The 18,214-nt window shown below is 71.6% G+C and carries 16 protein-coding genes, 1 tRNA gene and 2 pseudogenes; 10 read left to right on the forward strand and 9 right to left on the reverse strand.

Going from position 1 to position 18,214, the window contains the following annotated elements; genetic code table 11:
- Positions 1-7: 7 nt before the first annotated feature.
- Positions 8-1,390, reverse strand: coding sequence for an FAD-binding oxidoreductase (locus ACTVZO_RS16870; RefSeq protein ID WP_443299168.1), 1,383 nt, complete (start codon positions 1,388-1,390; stop codon positions 8-10).
- 127 nt (positions 1,391-1,517) lie between these two features.
- On the opposite strand from ACTVZO_RS16870, the gene ACTVZO_RS16875 reads away from it, so the two are divergent.
- Positions 1,518-3,056: a tetratricopeptide repeat protein gene (locus ACTVZO_RS16875; RefSeq protein ID WP_443299169.1), complete on the forward strand. Its 1,539-nt coding sequence runs from the start codon at positions 1,518-1,520 to the stop codon at positions 3,054-3,056.
- Between the two features lie 133 nt (positions 3,057-3,189).
- Here ACTVZO_RS16875 and hppD read toward each other — a convergent pair whose 3' ends face one another.
- Entirely contained in the window at positions 3,190-4,344 is a 1,155-nt protein-coding gene (hppD, locus tag ACTVZO_RS16880) for a 4-hydroxyphenylpyruvate dioxygenase (protein WP_443299170.1), read from the reverse strand.
- Between the two features lie 121 nt (positions 4,345-4,465).
- Between hppD and ACTVZO_RS16885 the strand changes: the two genes are divergently transcribed.
- From ACTVZO_RS16885 to ACTVZO_RS16915, 7 genes are all read left to right on the forward strand, one after another.
- Entirely contained in the window at positions 4,466-4,942 is a 477-nt protein-coding gene (locus ACTVZO_RS16885; protein WP_443303197.1) for an Lrp/AsnC family transcriptional regulator, read from the forward strand.
- 16 nt (positions 4,943-4,958) lie between these two features.
- The gene (locus ACTVZO_RS16890; RefSeq protein WP_443299171.1) at positions 4,959-5,606 is read left to right on the forward strand and encodes an ABC transporter permease; all 648 of its coding nucleotides are present in this window, start codon (positions 4,959-4,961) and stop codon (positions 5,604-5,606) included.
- The gene (locus tag ACTVZO_RS16895) at positions 5,599-6,888 is read left to right on the forward strand and encodes a betaine/proline/choline family ABC transporter ATP-binding protein (protein ID WP_443299172.1); all 1,290 of its coding nucleotides are present in this window, start codon (positions 5,599-5,601) and stop codon (positions 6,886-6,888) included. Before ACTVZO_RS16890 ends, ACTVZO_RS16895 begins: the two co-directional genes overlap by 8 nt.
- Positions 6,885-7,769 (forward strand): ABC transporter permease, encoded by an 885-nt coding sequence (locus ACTVZO_RS16900; RefSeq protein ID WP_443299173.1) that lies wholly within the window; start codon positions 6,885-6,887, stop codon positions 7,767-7,769. The genes ACTVZO_RS16895 and ACTVZO_RS16900 overlap by 4 nt, the downstream gene beginning before the upstream one ends.
- On the forward strand, positions 7,770-8,753 hold the full coding sequence (locus ACTVZO_RS16905; protein ID WP_443299174.1) for a glycine betaine ABC transporter substrate-binding protein: 984 nt from the start codon (positions 7,770-7,772) through the stop codon (positions 8,751-8,753). It begins immediately after the preceding gene.
- 129 nt (positions 8,754-8,882) lie between these two features.
- On the forward strand, positions 8,883-9,518 hold the full coding sequence (locus ACTVZO_RS16910; protein ID WP_443299175.1) for an ArsR/SmtB family transcription factor: 636 nt from the start codon (positions 8,883-8,885) through the stop codon (positions 9,516-9,518).
- An 87-nt stretch (positions 9,519-9,605) separates the two neighbouring features.
- The gene (locus tag ACTVZO_RS16915) at positions 9,606-10,901 is read left to right on the forward strand and encodes an MFS transporter (protein ID WP_443299176.1); all 1,296 of its coding nucleotides are present in this window, start codon (positions 9,606-9,608) and stop codon (positions 10,899-10,901) included.
- Here ACTVZO_RS16915 and ACTVZO_RS16920 read toward each other — a convergent pair.
- The 5 genes from ACTVZO_RS16920 to ACTVZO_RS16940 all read right to left on the reverse strand — a co-directional run bounded on the left by ACTVZO_RS16920 (position 10,831) and on the right by ACTVZO_RS16940 (position 16,405).
- Positions 10,831-11,607, reverse strand: coding sequence for a YlbL family protein (locus tag ACTVZO_RS16920; protein ID WP_443303198.1), 777 nt, complete (start codon positions 11,605-11,607; stop codon positions 10,831-10,833). The two genes, ACTVZO_RS16915 and ACTVZO_RS16920, sit on opposite strands and share 71 nt — an antisense overlap.
- Before the next feature lie 244 nt (positions 11,608-11,851).
- Complete coding sequence (locus ACTVZO_RS16925; protein ID WP_354384399.1) at positions 11,852-12,493, reverse strand: IclR family transcriptional regulator; 642 nt, start codon at positions 12,491-12,493, stop codon at positions 11,852-11,854.
- Positions 12,494-12,888: 395 nt separating this feature from the next.
- Positions 12,889-14,673, reverse strand: a complete 1,785-nt coding sequence (locus tag ACTVZO_RS16930; protein WP_443299177.1) for a DEAD/DEAH box helicase — start codon at positions 14,671-14,673, stop codon at positions 12,889-12,891.
- Positions 14,674-14,789: 116 nt separating this feature from the next.
- The gene (locus ACTVZO_RS16935; RefSeq protein ID WP_443299178.1) at positions 14,790-14,915 is read right to left on the reverse strand and encodes a hypothetical protein; all 126 of its coding nucleotides are present in this window, start codon (positions 14,913-14,915) and stop codon (positions 14,790-14,792) included.
- A 38-nt stretch (positions 14,916-14,953) separates the two neighbouring features.
- Positions 14,954-16,405: an MFS transporter gene (locus tag ACTVZO_RS16940; RefSeq protein ID WP_443299179.1), complete on the reverse strand. Its 1,452-nt coding sequence runs from the start codon at positions 16,403-16,405 to the stop codon at positions 14,954-14,956.
- A gap of 178 nt (positions 16,406-16,583) precedes the next feature.
- Here ACTVZO_RS16940 and ACTVZO_RS16945 point away from each other — a divergent pair.
- A tRNA-Cys gene (locus tag ACTVZO_RS16945) sits at positions 16,584-16,658 on the forward strand.
- A 97-nt stretch (positions 16,659-16,755) separates the two neighbouring features.
- On the opposite strand, the pseudogene ACTVZO_RS16950 reads toward ACTVZO_RS16945, so the two are convergent.
- A pseudogene (locus ACTVZO_RS16950) lies at positions 16,756-17,091 on the reverse strand (tyrosine-type recombinase/integrase); the annotation flags it as partial.
- Positions 17,092-17,093: 2 nt separating this feature from the next.
- Between ACTVZO_RS16950 and ACTVZO_RS16955 the strand changes: the two are divergent.
- Positions 17,094-17,798 (forward strand): annotated as a pseudogene (locus ACTVZO_RS16955) (IS3 family transposase); the annotation flags it as partial.
- A gap of 215 nt (positions 17,799-18,013) precedes the next feature.
- Here ACTVZO_RS16955 and ACTVZO_RS16960 read toward each other — a convergent pair.
- A complete protein-coding gene (locus tag ACTVZO_RS16960; RefSeq protein WP_443299180.1) occupies positions 18,014-18,148 on the reverse strand; it encodes an SDR family oxidoreductase in 135 nt (44 codons plus the stop codon).
- Positions 18,149-18,214 lie beyond the last annotated feature (66 nt).

Below are 18,214 nucleotides of genomic sequence, written 5' to 3' on the forward strand. Positions count from 1 at the left end.
CGGCGCCTCAGAACAGCTTGCCCGGATTCAGCAGGCCCAGCGGGTCGAAGGCGTCCTTGACCGCCCGCTGCATCTCCAGCCCCACCGGGCCGAGTTCGCGGGCCAGCCATTCCTTCTTCAGCACGCCCACCCCGTGCTCGCCGGTGATGGTCCCGCCGAGCGAGAGCCCCAGCGCCATGATCTCGCCGAAGGACTCGCGGGCCCGCCGCGTCTCGTCCTCGTCGGCGGGGTCGAAGCAGACGATCGGATGGGTGTTGCCGTCGCCCGCGTGCGCGCAGACCCCGATGAGCAGGTCCTGAGCTCGGGCGATCGCGGCCGTGCCGTCCAGCATCTCGGCGAGCCGCGAGCGCGGTACGCACACGTCGTCGATCATCGTCGCGGGCCTGAGCGCCTCGAGCGCGGGAAAGGACATCCGGCGGGCCTGGAGCAGCAGTTCCGACTCCGCCTCGTCCTCGGCGGGCACGACGGCGGTGGCCCCGGCGGCCGTGCACAGCTCCCCCACGGCCGCGAGGTCCTCGGGGGCGTGCGGGGTGTCGAAGGCGGCGAGCAGCAGGGCCTCGGTGGCCTCCGGCAGGCCCATCTTGCCGAGTGCGTTGACGGCCCGCACGGTCGTACGGTCCATCAGTTCCAGCAGCGAGGGGGTCAGACCGGCCTCCATGACGGCGCAGACGGCCGCGCAGGCGGCGGCGACGGAGGGGAACTCCGCGGCCAGCGCGAGCTGGCGGGGCGGCGCCGGACGCAGCGCGAGTACGGCCCGCACCACGATGCCGAGGCTGCCCTCGGAGCCGACGAAGAGCCGGGTGAGGTCGTACCCGGCGACGCCCTTGGCGGTGCGCCGGCCCGTGCTCAGCAGCCGCCCGTCGGCCAGGACCACGTCGAGGCCCAGCACGTACTCGGCGGTGACCCCGTACTTGACGCAGCACAGCCCGCCGGAGGCGGTGCCGATGTTGCCGCCGATGGTGCACTGCTCCCAGCTGGAGGGGTCGGGCGGGTAGTACAGGCCCTGTTCGGCGACGGCCCGCGAGAGCACCGCGTTGACCACGCCCGGTTCGACGACGGCGATCCGGTCGACGGCGGAGATCTCCAGGATCCGGTCCATCTTGACGAGGGACAGCACGATGCAGCCGTCGGAGGCGTTGGCCCCGCCCGACAGGCCGGTACGGGCGCCCTGCGGGACCACGGGGACCCGTAGGGCGGTCGCGGTGCGCATGACGTGCTGGACCTGTTCCACGGTGCGGGGCAGGACCACGGCGGCGGGGGTGCCCGCGGCGCAGAAGCTGGCCATGTCGGTGGCGTAGGAGGCGGTCACCTGGGGGTCGGTGAGCAGGGCCTCGGCGGGAAGGCCTGCCAGCAGGCTCGATCGAAGACGTGCGAAGAGATCGTCATCCATGGGTCCAGTGTGGTCGCCGGCGGCCGCGCCTCCCAGGGGGTGGCACGGGGGGACCATCGGTGTGAACACGGCCGCGACCGGCTTCGGGCACCCCGGAGAGCTCTTCATATTGACGCACAGTGAGCCCATGGACCGTATCGACCGTATCGACGAGGAATCGCAGACCCCGGCGCCGCCCGTGACCTTCACCGGCCGCAAGACGCTCGTGGCGGCCGCGGTCGCGGTGGTCCTGATCGCGGGGGCCCTGCTGATCCGGCCGGCCCGCACCGGGGACGACGCCCGCCCGCCGGGGCCGAGCGAACGGGCCGCGGCGGCGGTCGGGATGGGCGCGCCCGCCGCGGTGGTGGACCTGACGGCGCTGGTCGCGGACCGCGAGAAATGGCTGGCGAAGCACGCGGACGACGACGCCTCGTGGGCCGTCCTGGGCGGCGCCTACCTGGAGCAGGCGCGGCGCTCCGCGGACCCGGCCTGGTTCCCGAAGGCGGAGAAGGCCCTCAAGAGGTCCCTGGAGGTCCGCCCGGCGGAGAAGGGCAACTTCGACGCGATGACGGGCATGGGCACGCTGGCCAATGCCCGGCGGGACTACGGGACCGGGAAGAAGTGGGGCGAGCTGGTACGGGCGCAGTCCCCGAAGCGGTGGACGGCGTACCCGGTGCTGGTGGACGCGTACACGGGGCTGGGCGAGTACAAGGCCGCGCAGGCGGCGATGGAGCGGCTGCTGGAGCTGCGGCCGGGCCTGGCGGCGTACGTCAGGGCCTCGCAGGTCTACCGGGACCGCGGCTGGCGCGAGGACGCGGTCGTCGCGATGGAGCACGCGGCGGGCGCGGCCAAGGGGCCGGCGGAGAAGGCGTACACGCTGTTCCGGCTCGGGGAGCTGTCCTGGGAGCGGGGCGAGGCGGCGGAGGCGCTGCGGCTGTACGAGGGGGCGCTGCGGACGGATCCGGCGCAGGCGGAGGCGCTGGGCGGCCGGGCCCGGGCGCTGGCCGCGCTGGGGCGCGGCGGGGAGGCGGTGCGGGACTACCGGATGGCGCTGGGCCGCACTCCGGTGCCGCGGCTGGCGCTGGAACTGGGTGAGCTGCTGGACTCGCTGGGCCGCGACGAGGAGGCGCGCCTGCCGTACGACATGCTGGGCGCGCTGACGGTACGGGGCGGTGCACACGGGGTCGACGACGACGTGGTGCTGGGCCTGTACGAGGCGGACCACGGGGATCCGGCGGCGGCGGTGCGGCGGCTGTCGGAAGAGTGGTCGCGGCACAAGAGCGTGCAGGTCGCGGACGCGCTGGGCTGGGCGCTGCACAAGGCGGGTGAGGACTCGGCGGCGCTGGAGTACGCGAAGAAGGCGACCGATCTGGGGCTGCGGAGCGCCGACTTCGCCTATCACCGGGCGATGATCGAGCGCGGGCTGGGGGACGAGGCGGCGACGCGGCGCCACCTGCAGGAGGCGATGCGGACGAATCCGCACTTCTCGCCGCTGCGGGGGCCGCTGGCGAAGGAGGCCCTGGCGGCGGTCGGGCAGCCGCCGTCGGGCGGGCCGGAGAACATGCGGCCGACCAGGCCGTGGGTGGCTCCGGAGCTCCCGAAGGCCGCGCAGCCCGTCGCGCAGCCGAAGCCCGCGGCGAAGCCGAAGCCGCAGCCGTCCCCGTCCTCGTCTCCGTCATCCCGCTGACCGGGCCGCGGCCCTCCCCTCACGGGGCCGCGACCCGGCAGGTCCGTACGGCTGCGCCACCCCGCGGCCTCGCGCTCGGGCGGCGGGCAGCCGTGACCCCCCGGCCTCGGCCGGGGGGTCGGGGTCTGGCGGGCTACAGGTTGCCGCGCTTTTCCTGCTCGCGCTCGATCGCCTCGAACAGCGCCTTGAAGTTGCCCTTGCCGAAGCCCATCGATCCGTGCCGCTCGATCATCTCGAAGAAGACCGTCGGCCGGTCCTGCACCGGCTTGGTGAAGATCTGCAGCAGGTAGCCGTCCTCGTCGCGGTCGACGAGGATCTTCAGCTCGCGCAGGGTCTCCACGGGCACCCGCGTCTCGCCCGCCCACTCGCCGAGCGTGTCGTAGTACGAGTCCGGCGTGTCCAGGAACTGCACGCCCGCCGCCCGCATCGACCGCACGGTCGCGACGATGTCGTTCGTGGCCAGCGCGATGTGCTGGACGCCCGCGCCGCCGTAGAACTCGAGGTACTCGTCGATCTGCGACTTCTTCTTCGCGATCGCCGGCTCGTTGATCGGGAACTTCACCTTCAGGGTGCCGTCCGCGACCACCTTGGACATCAGCGCCGAGTACTCGGTCGCGATGTCGTCGCCCACGAACTCCTTCATGTTCGTGAAGCCCATGACCTTGTTGTAGAACGCGACCCACTCGTTCATGCGGCCGAGCTCGACGTTGCCCACGCAGTGGTCGATGGCCTGGAAGGTGCGCTTGGCCGGGGGCTCGACCATCGGGTCGACGGAGACGAAGCCCGGCAGGTAGGGGCCTGCGTAGTCGCCGCGCTGCACCAGGGTGTGGCGGGTCTGGCCGTAGGTGGCGATCGCGGCCAGCACGACCGTGCCGTGCTCGTCCTTGACCTCGTACGGCTCTTCCAGGCCGCGGGCGCCGTGCTCGACCGCGTACGCGTACGCCGCCCGCACGTCCGGGACCTCGATGGCCAGGTCGATCACGCCGTCGCCGTGGTCGGCGACGTGCTCCGCGAGGAAGCGGCCGCGGTCGGTCGTCGCCTTGATGACCGAGGTGAGGACGAAGCGCGCGGCGCCGTTGGTGAGCACGTAGCTGGCCGTCTCGCGCACGCCGTTCTCCGGTCCGGAGTAGGCGACGAGCTTCATGCCGAAGGCCGTGGAGTAGTAGTGCGCGGCCTGCTTGGCGTTGCCGACGGCGAAGACGACCGCGTCCATGCCCTTCACCGGGAAGGGGTCCGCCCCACGCGCGGTGTGGGGGGTGGTGGCGAGGTTCGTCAAAGACTCAGTCATGAGGGCAGAGTCCCGCCGATCCACAAGCTGCGCAATAGTTTCCTGTTTGGCTGTACAGAGTGACCAGCAGGAGCGGAGGATGACTGAAACATCTGTGCACTATGACCACCCTGGAGGCCCCGTGGGCATCGATGAACTCGACGGCCGTCTGATCGTCCTGCTCGCCCGCGAGCCCCGGATCGGGGTCCTGGAGGCCTCGCGGCGGCTCGGGGTGGCGCGCGGGACCGTACAGGCCCGGCTCGACCGGCTTCAGTCGAACGGCGTCATCCGCGGGTTCGGCCCGCAGGTCGATCCGGCGGCCCTCGGCTACCCGGTCACCGCCTTCGCCACGCTGGAGATCAAGCAGGGCCAAGGGGTCGACGTACGGGCGCACTTGGACGGGGTGCCCGAGGTGCTGGAGCTCCACACCACCACGGGGCACGGGGACATGCTGTGCCGGCTCGTGGCCCGGTCCAACGCCGATCTCCAGCGGGTGATCGACCGTGTTGTCGGATTTGATGGCATCGTGCGGGCTTCGACCGCGATTGTCATGGAGAATCCCGTACCCTTGCGGATCATCCCACTGGTCGAACAAGCGGCCGAGGACGACGGCCGATAGGACGAGGTGACGTGGTGTGAGTTTCTGGAGGTACGTGTCCGCCCGCCACGAGCAGCTCCTCACCGACGCCTTCCAGCACGCCAGCGTGGTCTTCCAGTGCATGGTCATCGCGACCGTGCTCGGCCTCGCCATCGGCCTGCTCTCCTACCGCAGCAACTGGGGCGGCGACCTCGCCATCACCTCCACCGCCACGATCCTGACCATCCCCTCCCTGGCCTTGATCGGCCTGCTGATCCCGATGGTCGGGCTCGGGGTGCCGCCGACGGTGATCGCCCTGACCCTGTACGGGCTGCTGCCGATCGTCCGGAACTCGATCGTCGGCCTGCGCGGGGTGGACCCCGCCCTGGTCGACGCGGCGACGGGCATCGGGATGTCCCGCACCGCCCGGCTGCTGAAGGTCGAGCTCCCGCTCGCCTGGCCGCCGATCCTCACCGGGATCCGGGTCTCCACCCAGATGCTGATGGGCATCGCCGCGATCGCCGCGTACGCCTCCGGGCCAGGCCTCGGCAACGAGATCTTCCGCGGGATCGCCTCGCTGGGCAGCGCCAACGCCATCAACCAGGTACTGGCGGGGACGATCGGCATCGTCATCCTCGCCCTGCTCTTCGACGCCGCGTACGTCCTGCTCGGCCGTCTGACCATCCCGAGGGGAATCCGTGCCTGAGTCCGAGTCCGAGACCGAGACCGAGACCGAGTCCGAGACCGGCAGCGCCGGCGGCCCGGGAAGCACCTCGGGCGCGACGATCCGGCTGGAGAACCTCACCAAGCGCTACCCCGGCAACCCCAACCCCTCCGTCGACGACGTCTCGATGGAGATCAAGGCGGGCGAGACGGTCGTCTTCGTCGGCCCCTCGGGCTGCGGGAAGTCCACCACCCTCAAGATGATCAACCGGCTGATCGAGCCCACCTCGGGCCGGATCCGCATCGGCGACGAGGACGTCACCGACATGGACCCGGTGAAACTGCGGCGCAAGATCGGTTACGCGATCCAGTCCTCCGGCCTCTTCCCGCACATGACGGTCGCCGAGAACATCGCCCTGGTCCCGAAGATGACCGGCTGGTCCAAGGCGAAGGTCAAGGACCGGGTGGAGGAGATGCTCGACCTGGTCGGGCTCGATCCGCGCGAGTTCCACGGCCGCTACCCGCGCCAGCTCTCCGGCGGCCAGCAGCAACGCGTCGGCGTGGCCCGGGCGCTGGCCGCCGACCCTCCCGTCCTGCTCATGGACGAGCCCTTCGGCGCGGTGGACCCGATCACCCGCGACCACCTCCAGGACGAACTGATCCGGCTCCAGCACGAGCTGCACAAGACGATCGTCTTCGTCACCCACGACTTCGACGAGGCCATCAAGCTCGGCGACCGGATCGCGGTGCTGCGCGAGCGCTCGCACATCGCCCAGTTCGACACCCCCGAGGCCATCCTCACCAACCCCGCCGACGACTTCGTCTCCGGCTTCGTCGGCGCCGGCGCGGCCCTCAAACGGCTCAACCTGACCCGCGTACGGGACGTGGGGATCGCCGCCTTCCCGACCGTCTCGGTGGACGATCCGCTCCAGCAGATCTTCAACACCCTGCGCGACGGCACGACCAACGAACTGCTGATGCTCGACCGGCGCGGCCGCCCCTACAAGTGGCTGCGCCGGGGCGACCTGATGCGCGCCAAGGGCTCCCTGGCCCGGGCCGGACAGCTGGTGCACGACACCGTCACCCGGGACGCGACCCTGCACGACGCCCTGGAGGCGGTCCTCACCGACAGCGGCGGCCGGGTCGCGGTGACCGGCCGGCGCGGCGAGTACATCGGCGTCGTCGACATGGAGACCCTGCTGAACTCGGTGCACGAGATGCTGGAGGCCGACCGGCTCACGGCCGCCGAGCACCGGCACGACCTGGAGGAACTGCGCCACCACCGGACCGAACGGGAACTGGAGGGCGGTGCGGGCGACTCGTGAGCACCGCGAACTCCGCACCGGACGGACGGCCGCAGGGCGAACGGCCACCGGGCGAACACGAGGTCAAGGGGCACTCGTTCAGGGACCTCGTCCTGCGGGACGACGAGCTGGTGGAGGCCGAGGAGGCCCCGGCGCCGGCGCCCCCGCCCCGCCGGATCACCTGGCGCAGGCTGGTCCTGCCGCCGGCCGCGCTGGCGCTGGCCCTGCTGGCCACCTACCTGTGGATCACCAACATCAGCCTCGACTCCATCGCCGAGAACTCCCTCTCCGGCGGCAACGTCGAACTGCGGCTGTGGCAGCACGTCCAGCTGACCGCGATCTCCACGTTCTGGGTGCTGGTCATCGCCATCCCGCTGGGCATCGCCCTCACCCGCGGCGGACTGCGCCGGGCCGCGCCGCTGGTCACCGCCGTCGCCAACGTCGGCCAGGCCACCCCCGCCATCGGCCTGCTGGCCCTGCTGGTGATCTGGCTCGGCATCGGCCCGTCCACGGCGATCATCGGCATGGTCGCGTACGCCGTGCTGCCCGTGCTGTCCAACACGGTCGCGGGGCTGCGGGCGATCGACCCGCAGCTGGTGGAGGCCGCCCGCGGGATCGGCATGTCGGCCACCGGGACCCTGGCGAAAGTGGAACTGCCGCTGGCGGTCCCGCTGATCCTCGCGGGCGTCCGGACCGCCCTGGTCCTCAACGTCGGCACGGCCACCCTGGCCACCTTCGGCGGCGGCGGGGGCCTGGGCGACCTGATCACCTCCGGGATCCAGACGCAGCGGATGCCGGTGCTGATCCTGGGCTCGGTCCTCACCGTGCTGCTCGCCCTGTTCGTGGACTGGCTTGCCTCGCTGGCGGAGACGGTCCTGACCCCGCGCGGGCTGGAGGCCTAGATGCGTACCGTGCGTACCCTGCGGGCACGGGCGGCCGTCGGCGCGGTGGCGCTGCTGACCCTCGCGGGCTGCGGGCTCAAGAGCGGATCGCCGATGGCGGACGACGTCGTACCGGGCTCGGTGGGGCAGGGCGAGCCGCTCAAGGGTGCCACGCTCACGGTCACCTCGAAGAACTTCAGCGAGAACATCGTGCTCGGCCAGATGGTCGGCCTGATCCTCAAGGCCGCCGGCGCGGAGGTCGTCGACCGGACCAACCTGCCCGGCTCGATCAGCTCGCGCGAGGCGGTCCGCAAGGGCGACGCGGACGCGATGTACGAGTACACGGGCACGGCCTGGATCACCTACCAGGGCAACGCGGAGCCGATCGACGACCCCCGGCGGCAGTGGGAGGCGGTGCGGGACGCGGACGTGGGGAACGGGGTGGCGTGGCTGCCGCCGTCCACGCTCAACAACACCTACACCCTGGCGATCAGCAAGAAGAACAACGCCAAGTACGGGCTGAAGACGCTCTCGGACGTGGCGAAGCTGGCGCGGGAGGACCCGTCGGCGGTGACGCTGTGCGTGGAGAACGAGTTCGCCTCGCGCGACGACGGGCTGCCGGGCATGGAGAAGGCGTACGGGATGAAGATCCCGACGGCCAACGTCCGGAAGATGGACGCCGGGATCATCTATACGCAGGTCTCGAAGTCCGACTCCTGCCTGCTGGGCGAGGCGTTCACGACGGACGGGCGGATCGAGGCCATGGACCTGGACACCCTCGCCGACGACCGGAAGTTCTTCCCCAACTACAACGCGGCCCCGGTGGTCCACGCGAAGACGCTCGCCGAGTACCCGGTGATCGCGGAGCTGCTGGACCCGCTGACGAAGAGGCTGACGACGCAGGTGGCGCGGGAGCTGAACGCCCGGGTGGACGTGGACGGACAGGATCCGCACGGGGTGGCCAAGGACTGGCTCCTGAAGGAGGGCTTCATCAAGGAGGGCTGACCGCGGACGAGGCCGTTGCGCCGGAGCCGGAGAGGCCGCTCCCGAGCACTCGCTCCAGAGCGCTCGCTCCAAAGAATTCGTTGCAAAGAAATCCTTGCAGAGGAATCTTTGCAACTCTACAGTCGAGGCATGTCCGAGACGCCGCCGCCGCCCGGCAACCAGCCCCACGTCCGCACCCTCGACGCCCACGCCCTGCGCGGCCTGGCCCACCCCCTGCGCATGCGCCTGCTGGCCGCGCTGCGCCTGGACGGCCCGGCCACGGCCTCCCAACTGGCCGCGAAGCTCGGCGAGTCCAGCGGCGCCACCAGCTACCACCTGCGCCAGCTCGCCGCGCACGGCTTCGTCGAGGACGCGCCCGAGCGCGGCAAGGGCCGCGAGCGGTGGTGGAAGTCCTCCCACGAGGGCACCGCCCTCGACGAGGGCCAGATCCACGCCGACGACGCGGTGACGCGCGGCGCGGCGGACGTGTTCCTGGCCGAGATCGCGAGGAACCACACGCAGGAGCTGAACACCTGGCTCGGCACGGCGCACGAGTGGCCCGCCGAATGGCGCGGCGCCGCGGACCTCAGCGACTTCACGCTGAGGCTGACCGCCGCGCAGAGCGTGGAGCTGATCGGAAAGCTCCACGACCTGATCAACAGCTACCGCGACCTGCCGCCCCCGGAAACCGGCTCGGACGCGGGCGCGGACTCGGACTCGGACTCGGACGGCAGGGAAGCCGTCCGCTTCCACACGCACGTCCTCCCGCGCCGCACCCCCCGATAGCCCCGCACCCCCCGACAGCGCCGTGCCCACGCCCTGACGCAGAAGGAGCCCTGCCATGCCCGCCCGCCCGCACCACCCGCACACGACATGAGCAAACGGCCGTTCATGGCGGTGCTGGCCGCCAACACCATCTCCATAGCCGGCAGTTCACTCACCCTGATCGGCGTGCCGTGGTTCGTGCTCCAGACCACGGGCAGCGCCGGCCGGGCCGGGATCGTCGCCTTCTGCGCCACCCTGCCCGTCGTCGTCGCCGCGCTCGTCGGCGGCCCGGTCATCGACCGGATCGGCCGCCGGCGGGTCTCCGCGGCCTCGGACCTGATCTGCGCGGTCTCGGTCGGCGCGATCCCGCTGCTGCACTACGCGGGCCTGCTCGAGTTCTGGATGCTGTGCGCGCTGATGGCCGTCGGCGGGCTCGTGCACACCCCGGGCCTGACCGCCCGGTACGTGCTCCTGCCGAGCCTGGCCGAGCACGCGGGCACCACCGTGGCCCGGGCGGCCAGCCTGTACGACGCCGTCTCGCGCGGAGCCCGGATGGTCGGGGCCGCACTGGCCGGCGTACTGATCGCGGCCTTCGGGGCCGAGACCGTACTGCTGCTGGACGCGGCCACCTTCACGGCGTCCGCCCTGCTGGTCTCCGCCTTCCTGCGCGGGGTGCCGGCCGCTGAGCCGCAACGCGCCGCCGGGAAGGTGTCGTTCGCCGGGTACCGGGCCGAACTGGCCGAGGGCTGGGCCTTCCTGACCCGCTCCCGGCTGCTGATGGGCATCACCGTGATGGTGATGATGACCAACGGCCTTGACCAGGGCTGGGCTTCCGTCCTGCTGCCGGTGCACGGGGACGAGGTCCTCGGCGGCGCCACCGCCCTGGGCCTGATGATCTCCCTCTTCGGCGGCTTCGCGCTGCTGGGCGCCCTGCTCTACGGGGCCTGGGGCGAGCGGTTCCCCCGCCGGGCGGTGTTCGCGGCCGCGTTCCTGCTGTGCGGGGCTCCGCGCTTCGTGACGGCCGCCTTCACCGACACCCCGCTGCCGCTCGCGGTGACCATGGCCCTGTCCGGGCTCGGCGCGGGCGTGCTCAACCCGATCCTGACCACGGTCGTGTACGAGAGGGTGCCGGAGGAACTGCGCAGCCGGGTGTCCGGGGTGAGCACGGCGGGCTGCGAGCTGGCCATGCCGATGGGCGGGCTGGCCGCGGGGCTGCTGGTCGACGGGTTCGGGGTGACGCGTGCGCTGCTGCTGTTCGGCGGCGCCTACCTGCTGACGACGCTGGCCCCGCTGGTCTTCCCGGCGTGGCGCGGGCTGAACTCCGCCGCACCCGTCAGCAGGACGGAGCGTCCTCTCCGCGGTTCAGTGCCCGCAGGGAGTTCACCGCATCCGTCAGAGTCGTGACGGGGACCAGCCGGAGTCCCTCGGGGAGCTCGGACTGAGCGTCCGAGCACTCGGCCTTCGGTACGAGGAACACCGTCGCCCCGTCGCGGCGCGCGGCCTGCGTCTTCAGGGCCACTCCGCCGACCGCGCCGACCTCGCCGTTCGCGGCGATGGTGCCCGTACCGGCGATGGTGCGCCCGCCGGTGAGGTCGCCCCCGCTGCCGTCGCCGTCGAGCTTGTCGACGATGCCGAGGGAGAAGAGCAGCCCGGCGCTGGGCCCGCCGACGTCGGCGAGGTTCAGGTCGACCTTCACGTCCTTGGGGTCCTTGTGGAGATAGCCGAGGGCGGCCTCGGCGGCGGCCGACTGGGATTTGGCCATTTCCTCCAGATTGTGCTGCTCGATCTCCTTGTCGGTTCCGCCCGAGGAGTAGACGGCTTCCCTGGGCATGACGGCCCGGGAGCCGTCGAACCAGTTGTCGAGGAGTTCGGGCAGGTTCACCGTCGTGGACGGACCGGTGGCCTGGATGGTGGTCATCCGCAGCTGGCCCGTGGTCGGCCGGGTCGGCGCACCGGCGACCGTGATGACGGGCTTCCCGCCCCGCTCACCCAGCACGTCGGCCGTGAGCCCCGGCTGGGCGACCACGAAGGGCAGCGGCGCGAGGAGCGCGACGGCGAACAGCCCGACCACGGGCACGGCACAGACGGCCAGGGCAACGGGACGCGGCATCCGCAGAAGACGAGAGAGCACCGGGCCAATCTATCTGCCCACCCGCCCAAACCCGCCCCGGCCAAACCCGGCCCGGCCAAACCCAGTCCCGCCTGGGGGCACCTCCCAGCGGTAGCCGGGGGAGTTCGAGGCGCGGGGGGCCGGGTGCGGCGCCCCCGGCAACGGCGCCGCACCCGACCCACGCCCGGGAGCCGCGCCCCGACCGGACCGGCCGGGCCCGACCGGTACCCGCCAAGCCCGCGGCCTAGCGAAGGGCGTCGGCGACCTCACGCGCCGCGTCCACGACCCGCGGCCCCACCCGCTCCGGCACCGCGTCCGCCAGCATCACCACGCCCACGCTGCCCTCCAGCCCGGTTATGCCCACGAGTGGCGCGGCAGCGCCACTGGCGCCCGCTTCCAGCTCCCCGTGGGTCAGCGTGTACCCGGGATCGATCAAGGACCCCTGACGGGCGGCCAGAATGGCCCGCCCGGCGGCACCGCGGTCCAGCGGGTGGCGGAAGCCGGCCCGGTAGGCCACGTGGTAGTCCGTCCAGGTCGGCTCCACGACGGCGACGGCCAGCGCCTCGGTGCCGTCGACGAGGGTCAGGTGCGCGGTGGCACCGATGTCCTCGGCGAGCGACCGCAGCGCGGGCAGCGCCGCCTCGCGTACGAGCGGATGCACCTGCCGGCCCAGCCGCAGCACCCCGAGCCCGACCCGGGCCCGGCCGCCGAGGTCACGGCGGACCAGGGCGTGCTGCTCCAGGGTGGCCAGGAGCCGGTAGACCACGGTGCGGTTCACACCGAGGCGGTTGGAAAGCTCGGTGACGGTCAGACCGTGGTCGGTGTCGGCGAGCAGTTTGAGGACTCTGAGCCCTCTGTCGAGAGTCTGGGAGGTTTCCGCGGTCACGACGCCTCTCCCTCTTTCGGTGAGCGGCGGTGACTCTCGGGGTGGCACGCCGCCGGTCCCGCGGCGACGCACGGAGAGGCCGCCGGTAGCGGCCATGGCACCGGCTGCGCTCCCGCGGCGGCGCTGCCACGGTGCGTTCGATGCGGGGACAGTAGCGAGCGGGTCCGCTCAGCGGAAGGCCTCGTCCAGAATCCGGGCGCGTGCTACCGCTTTATGCCGGTTCCTGATCGGCCCTGGTGTCGATTCGTGACCTCGTTCCCTCCAAGAGCCCTTTGCCTCGCCCTTACTCTGATCTTGTCGGGATCGACACCCGGGCACACCCACGCCTGCGCCCGTACGCACGAACGGGGCCCGCACGCCCCCGCGCACGAACCCCGTCCCGAACCCCGTCCCGGTCACCGCATCCGGGTGGCCCACTCCTGCACCTTCTTGATCCGCTCGCGCAGCTGCCCCGCCGTCGCCTCCGCACTAGGCGGCCCGCCGCACACCCGGCGCAGCTCCGTGTGGATGACCCCGTGCGGCTTGCCGCTCTGGTGGACGTACGCGCCCACCATCGTGTTCAGCGACTTGCGCAGCTCCAGCAGCTCCTTGTGCGAGACCACGGGCCGCCGGTCGGCCGGCAGCTCCAGCAGGTCCGCCTCCGCGTCCGGCTTGCGCCGGCTGTGCGCGATCTGCCGCGACTGCCGCTTCTGGAGCAGCATCTGCACCTGGTCGGGCTCCAGCAGCCCCGGGATGCCGAGGTAGTCCTGCTCCTCTTCACTGCCCGGGTGCGCCTGCATGCCGAACTCGGCGCCGTCGTACAGCACCCGGTCGAAGACGGCGTCGGACTCGAGCGCCTCGAAGGACATCTGCTCGTCCTCGCCGGTGTCCTCGTCCTCCTGCCGGTTCGCCTCGTCCATCTCCTTCTCGGACTCGGCGTACGGGTCCTCCTCGCCCTGCTTCTTCGGCTTGTCGAGGACGTGGTCGCGCTCGACCTCCATCTCGTTCGCGAAGCCGAGCAGGTAGGGAATGGTCGGAAGGAACACGGACGCGGTCTCGCCACGTCTGCGCGATCGCACGAAGCGCCCGACGGCCTGGGCGAAGAACAGCGGGGTCGAGATGGTCGTCGCGTACACGCCCACGGCGAGCCGGGGCACGTCGACGCCCTCGGACACCATGCGGACCGCGACCATCCAGCGGCTGCCGTCCGCGCTGAACTCGTCGATCCGCTTCGACGCGCCGGTGTCGTCGGAGAGCACGACGGTCGCCTTGGTGCCCGTGATCTCGCGCAGCAGTTTGGCGTACGCGCGCGCCGAGTCCTGGTCGGAGGCGATGACCAGGCCGCCCGCGTCGGGAATGCCCTTCCTGACCTCCGTCAGCCGCTGGTCGGCGGCGCGCAGCACGTTGGGCATCCAGTCGCCGCGCGGGTCCAGCGCCGTGCGCCAGGCCTGCGAGATGGCGTCCTTGGTCATCGGTTCGCCGAGCCGCGCAGCGATCTCGTCGCCCGCCTTCGTCCGCCAGCGCATGTTGCCGCTGTAGGAGAGGAAGATGACGGGCCGGACGACCCCGTCCCCCAGCGCGTTGCCGTAGCCGTAGGTGTAGTCGGCGGAGGACCGCCGGATCCCGTCGTTCCCCTCCTCGTAGGCCACGAAGGGGATGGGGTTGGTGTCGGACCGGAAGGGCGTACCGGTCAGGGCCAGGCGCCGGGTCGCCGGGTCGAAGGCCTCCAGGCAGGCCTCGCCCCAGGACTTCGAGTCGCCCGCGTGGTGGATCTCGTCGAGGATCACCAGGGTCTTGCGCTGCTCGCAGCGGTTGCGGTGCAGCATCGGGCGCACGCCGACGCCGGCGTAGGTGACGGCGACCCCGTGGTAGTCCTTGCTCAGCGGCCCGGCGGAGTACTCCGGGTCCAGCCGGATGCCTATCCGCGCGGCGGCCTCGGCCCACTGCTTCTTCAGGTGCTCGGTCGGCGCGACCACGGTGATCTGCTGCACGACGTGGTGGTGCAGCAGCCAGGAGGCGAGGGTGAGCGCGAAGGTGGTCTTTCCGGCGCCGGGCGTGGCGACCGCGAGGAAGTCCCGCGGCTGGTTCTGGATGTACCGGTCCAGCGCCCCCTGCTGCCAGGCGCGCAGCTTGTTGGCGGTACCCCAGGGGGCACGGCCGGGGAAGGCGGGTGAGAGGTGGTGGGAGGCGGTAGTAGTCACGGTCTCCGGTTTCGTCACTCTCGGCGGTCGTACGTAGGACAACCGGGCCACCCTACCGGGACGGGCCGACCCGCCGGGGAGGGACAGGCCCATGACCTCGGCGGGTGCGTCGAGCGTCACACCGCTCCGCCGGGGCGCGGCGCGGCGGGCGGCTCGTACGGATCACGCCGGTGCTTCGCGGTGGTCACCTCACGCCGGTGCTTCGCGGTGGTCACCTCACGCCGGTGCTTCGCGGCGGTCACCTCACGGTGGTCACTTCGCGGTGGTCACTTCGCGGCGGTCACCTCGCGGTGGGCTCGAGCCGGGTCGCGACCCAGGCGCCCACCAGCGCCACGCAGGCCATCGGCAGGAACACCACCACGAAGGCGGCGGGATGCGAGGCCGTCGCGGCCTCCCCCAGCGCGTGGCCGGCCCCCACCGCTCCCCCGCCCAGCGCGGCGAACGCCGCACCGCCCGCGGCCAGCAGCACCACGTTGGCCAGGGCGTCGGAGATCTGCAGGGAGGCGGAGTTGGCCCCCGCCTCCTCCGGCGCCGACAGCTTCAGCAGCAGCACGCTGGTGGAACCGATCACCAGCCCCATCCCCAGGCAGCCCACCGCCCAGGCCAGCGCCAGCGTCCACACGGGCACGGACTCGATCAGCACGGCGGGCGCCGCGGCGATGGCGACGGCGACCAGCACCATCCCGCCCACCATCAGCCGTTCCCGGTACGGGGCCATCCGCCCCTTCGACTGGACCCACGAGCCGCCCGCCCACGTCAGCCCGCCCAGCGCCAGCGAGAACCCGGCCATGGTCGGGCTCAGGCCCCGCTGGGTGACCAGCATCAGCGGCACGAAGCTCTCGGCCGCGATGAACGACCCCGCCGCGACCCCGCGCAGCAGCACCACGGACGGCAGCCCGCGCCGCGCCAGGTACGTCCCGCGCGGCAGCAGCCCCAGCACGGCCGGCACCAGCAGGGCCACGCCCGCCGCCGCCGGGAGCAGCGAGAGCCACCGCAGGTCCTGGGCGGCGTACTGGAGCAGGCCGGCGCCGAGCGAGATGCCGAAGGCCAGCCGGATCCGGCGCCGGTCGAAGGCGACGGGCGGCGCCTCGGGGTCCACCGGCCCGGAGGCGGTCCTGCGTATCGCGGGCAGCGCGACGGCGAGCGGGACGACGACGAGCACCGGGATCCCGAGGAACACCCACCGCCAGCCGAGGTGCTCGGTGACGGTGCCCGATGCCAGCGGGCCGACGATGGACGGCACCACCCAGCTCGCCGCGAAGGCCGCCATGATCGCGGGCCGCAGCCGGTCCTCGTAGGCGCGGCTGACGACGACGTACAGGGCGACGATCACCAGCCCGCCCCCGAACCCCTGCACGGCCCGGCCGAGCACGAACAGCCCCATGAGGCCGGCCGTCCCGGACACGACGAGCCCGGCAGCGAAGGAGGCGATCCCGACGGTCAGCGGCCGCAGCGGCCCCTGCCGGTCGGCCCACTGCCCGGACAGGACCATGCCGAAGAGGCTGGTGGTGAAGTAGGCGGAGAAGGCGAAGGCGTACAGCCCGACCCCCTCCAGCTCCCGCGCGGCCACGGGCATGGCCGTCCCCACGGCGGTGGCCTCGAAGGCGATCAGGAACACGACGGAGATGATCCCGATGCTGAGCGTCCGGTACGCGGCCCCGAGGATCCCGCCCTGCGAGGGGGCCGGGATCGGCGCGGGTATCTGGGGCACACGGGGTTCAAGGGCACTCATCGCCCCAGAGTAAGGGGCGTCCCCGCTTTTGGACCCTGTCAATGAGACGGACCCGGCCTCGTCCCTTGGACCTAGGACCAGGGACTGTGAACGCGGCATGTCATTCCCATTGCATCCACGGCCCCCCTCTTCCCCGCCCCGCCCGGGCCCCCTACGGTCATACCCATCACCACCCCACAGCCGTGTGCCCGAGTGGTTGAGGGACTCGCCTGCAAAGCGAGTTACGCCGGTTCGATTCCGGTCACGGCTTCCACCTGCCCCGACCAGGCAGAACGACAGGGCGGCACCCTTCCCAGGGTGCCGCCCTTTTCGCTGCCCGTCTCAGTTCCCGTCTCAGTTGGCCGTACGAGGGCGCCGGCCGATCCGTCGTCGTCATCGGGCCGGTCCGTCTCGGACTTCCAGATCAGACCGTCCACCTGCCTCGCGATGTCCGTCCGAACCGGGTCCACCATGTGCTGGTACCGAGCGGCCATGGCGGTGGTCGACCACCCCATGAGCCCCATGACCGCGCGCTCGGGAACCCCGAGGATCAGCAGCACCGTCGCGGCGGTGTGCCGGGCGTCGTGCAGGCGGCCGTCGCGGACGTTCGCCTCAGCCAGCAGATCCTTCCACTCCGCCCAATCCCGGCGGTGGGACGGACTGCGGCCGTGTTCGTTGGGGAACACCAGCCGGCCCTCCTGCCACCGAGGCGTATGGGGCGCCACGCGTCCATGCCGAGCTTCGGGCGAGGGGACGGGGTGTCAACCGAAAGCGGGTGACCCGGCTGATGCGGGTCAACGACATCGTCGGCCGGCACCTGCGGAGGAAGAAGCGGACCACGATCGCGGACAGGACCGCGCCGCCCGTGCCGGACCTGGTGATGCGCGACTTCAACGCGGACACGTTGAACACCAGATGGTGCGGCGACATCACGTACATAGCCGCCGGTGCGACGTGGCTCTACCTCGCCACAGTGATCGACATCTGCTCGAGGAGGGTCGTGGGCTGGTCGATCGCGGACCACATGCGCACCTCGCTGGTCACCGACGCGATCGAGATGGCCGTGGCCTCCCGCGGTGACCAGGTCCGCGGCGTCGTCTTTCACACGGAAAGAGGCGCCCAGTACAACGCGGCCGCCTTCGCCGACGTCTGCCGCCGGCACGGCATCCGTCGCAGCATGGGCCGGGTCGGCTCGAGCTACGACAATGCCCTCGCCGAGTCGTGCTTCCAGGGTCTCAAGCACGAATTGCTCCACGGCCGCCGCTGGACCTCGAAGGCACAGACCCGGCTCGAGCTGTTCCGCTGGCTGGCGTACTACAACCGGCGCCGTCGCCACTCCGCACTCGGATACCGCACCCCAGCCGAGTTCGAACAACAACTCATCACGACACGTACGCTGTCGCTCGTCGCATGAAACCCGGTGTCCACTCCCCGGGATCAGCCTCAATGAAGGAGTACACCAGGTCCGGAGTCATCGGCTTCCCCTCCCAAGCCACCGCCGAGAAGGGGCAAACCGTACTCGCGAGCCTCACAGCCAGCTTTGCCGATCACTTGACGGATCTCGGGAACGGCAGCTGCAGATAGCCACCGTGTCTGAAGAATCGAAGCCAACTCGCCGATAACTCCGGATCAGATGAGATTCATCCCGCCATCGACCACTATTACCTCGCCGGTAAGGTAGGGATCGGCGATCAATGAAGCCACCACATTGGCCACATCGGTTGGCTGTGCGGCGCGGCGCATCGGAGCGCGGCCTCTCCACAAACCCCTGTGTCCACGCTCCGGGGGTCACCTCACCGCCGGTCGCCACCGTTCAGCGTCGGACAGGGC

The organism is Streptomyces sp. IBSNAI002 (assembly GCF_052244475.1).
Taxonomy (GTDB): Bacteria; Actinomycetota; Actinomycetes; order Streptomycetales; family Streptomycetaceae; genus Streptomyces.

Bases quoted from the DNA above. Each gene is read 5' to 3' on its own strand.
- ACTVZO_RS16870 (WP_443299168.1), bottom strand. From the start codon at position 1,390: ATGGATGACGATCTCTTCGCACGTCTTCGATCGAGCCTGCTGGCAGGC.
- ACTVZO_RS16875 (WP_443299169.1), top strand. From the start codon at position 1,518: ATGGACCGTATCGACCGTATCGACGAGGAATCGCAGACCCCGGCGCCG.
- hppD (WP_443299170.1), bottom strand. From the start codon at position 4,344: ATGACTGAGTCTTTGACGAACCTCGCCACCACCCCCCACACCGCGCGT.
- ACTVZO_RS16905 (WP_443299174.1), top strand. From the start codon at position 7,770: ATGCGTACCGTGCGTACCCTGCGGGCACGGGCGGCCGTCGGCGCGGTG.
- ACTVZO_RS16910 (WP_443299175.1), top strand. From the start codon at position 8,883: ATGTCCGAGACGCCGCCGCCGCCCGGCAACCAGCCCCACGTCCGCACC.
- ACTVZO_RS16915 (WP_443299176.1), top strand. From the start codon at position 9,606: ATGAGCAAACGGCCGTTCATGGCGGTGCTGGCCGCCAACACCATCTCC.
- ACTVZO_RS16920 (WP_443303198.1), bottom strand. From the start codon at position 11,607: ATGCCGCGTCCCGTTGCCCTGGCCGTCTGTGCCGTGCCCGTGGTCGGG.
- ACTVZO_RS16940 (WP_443299179.1), bottom strand. From the start codon at position 16,405: ATGAGTGCCCTTGAACCCCGTGTGCCCCAGATACCCGCGCCGATCCCG.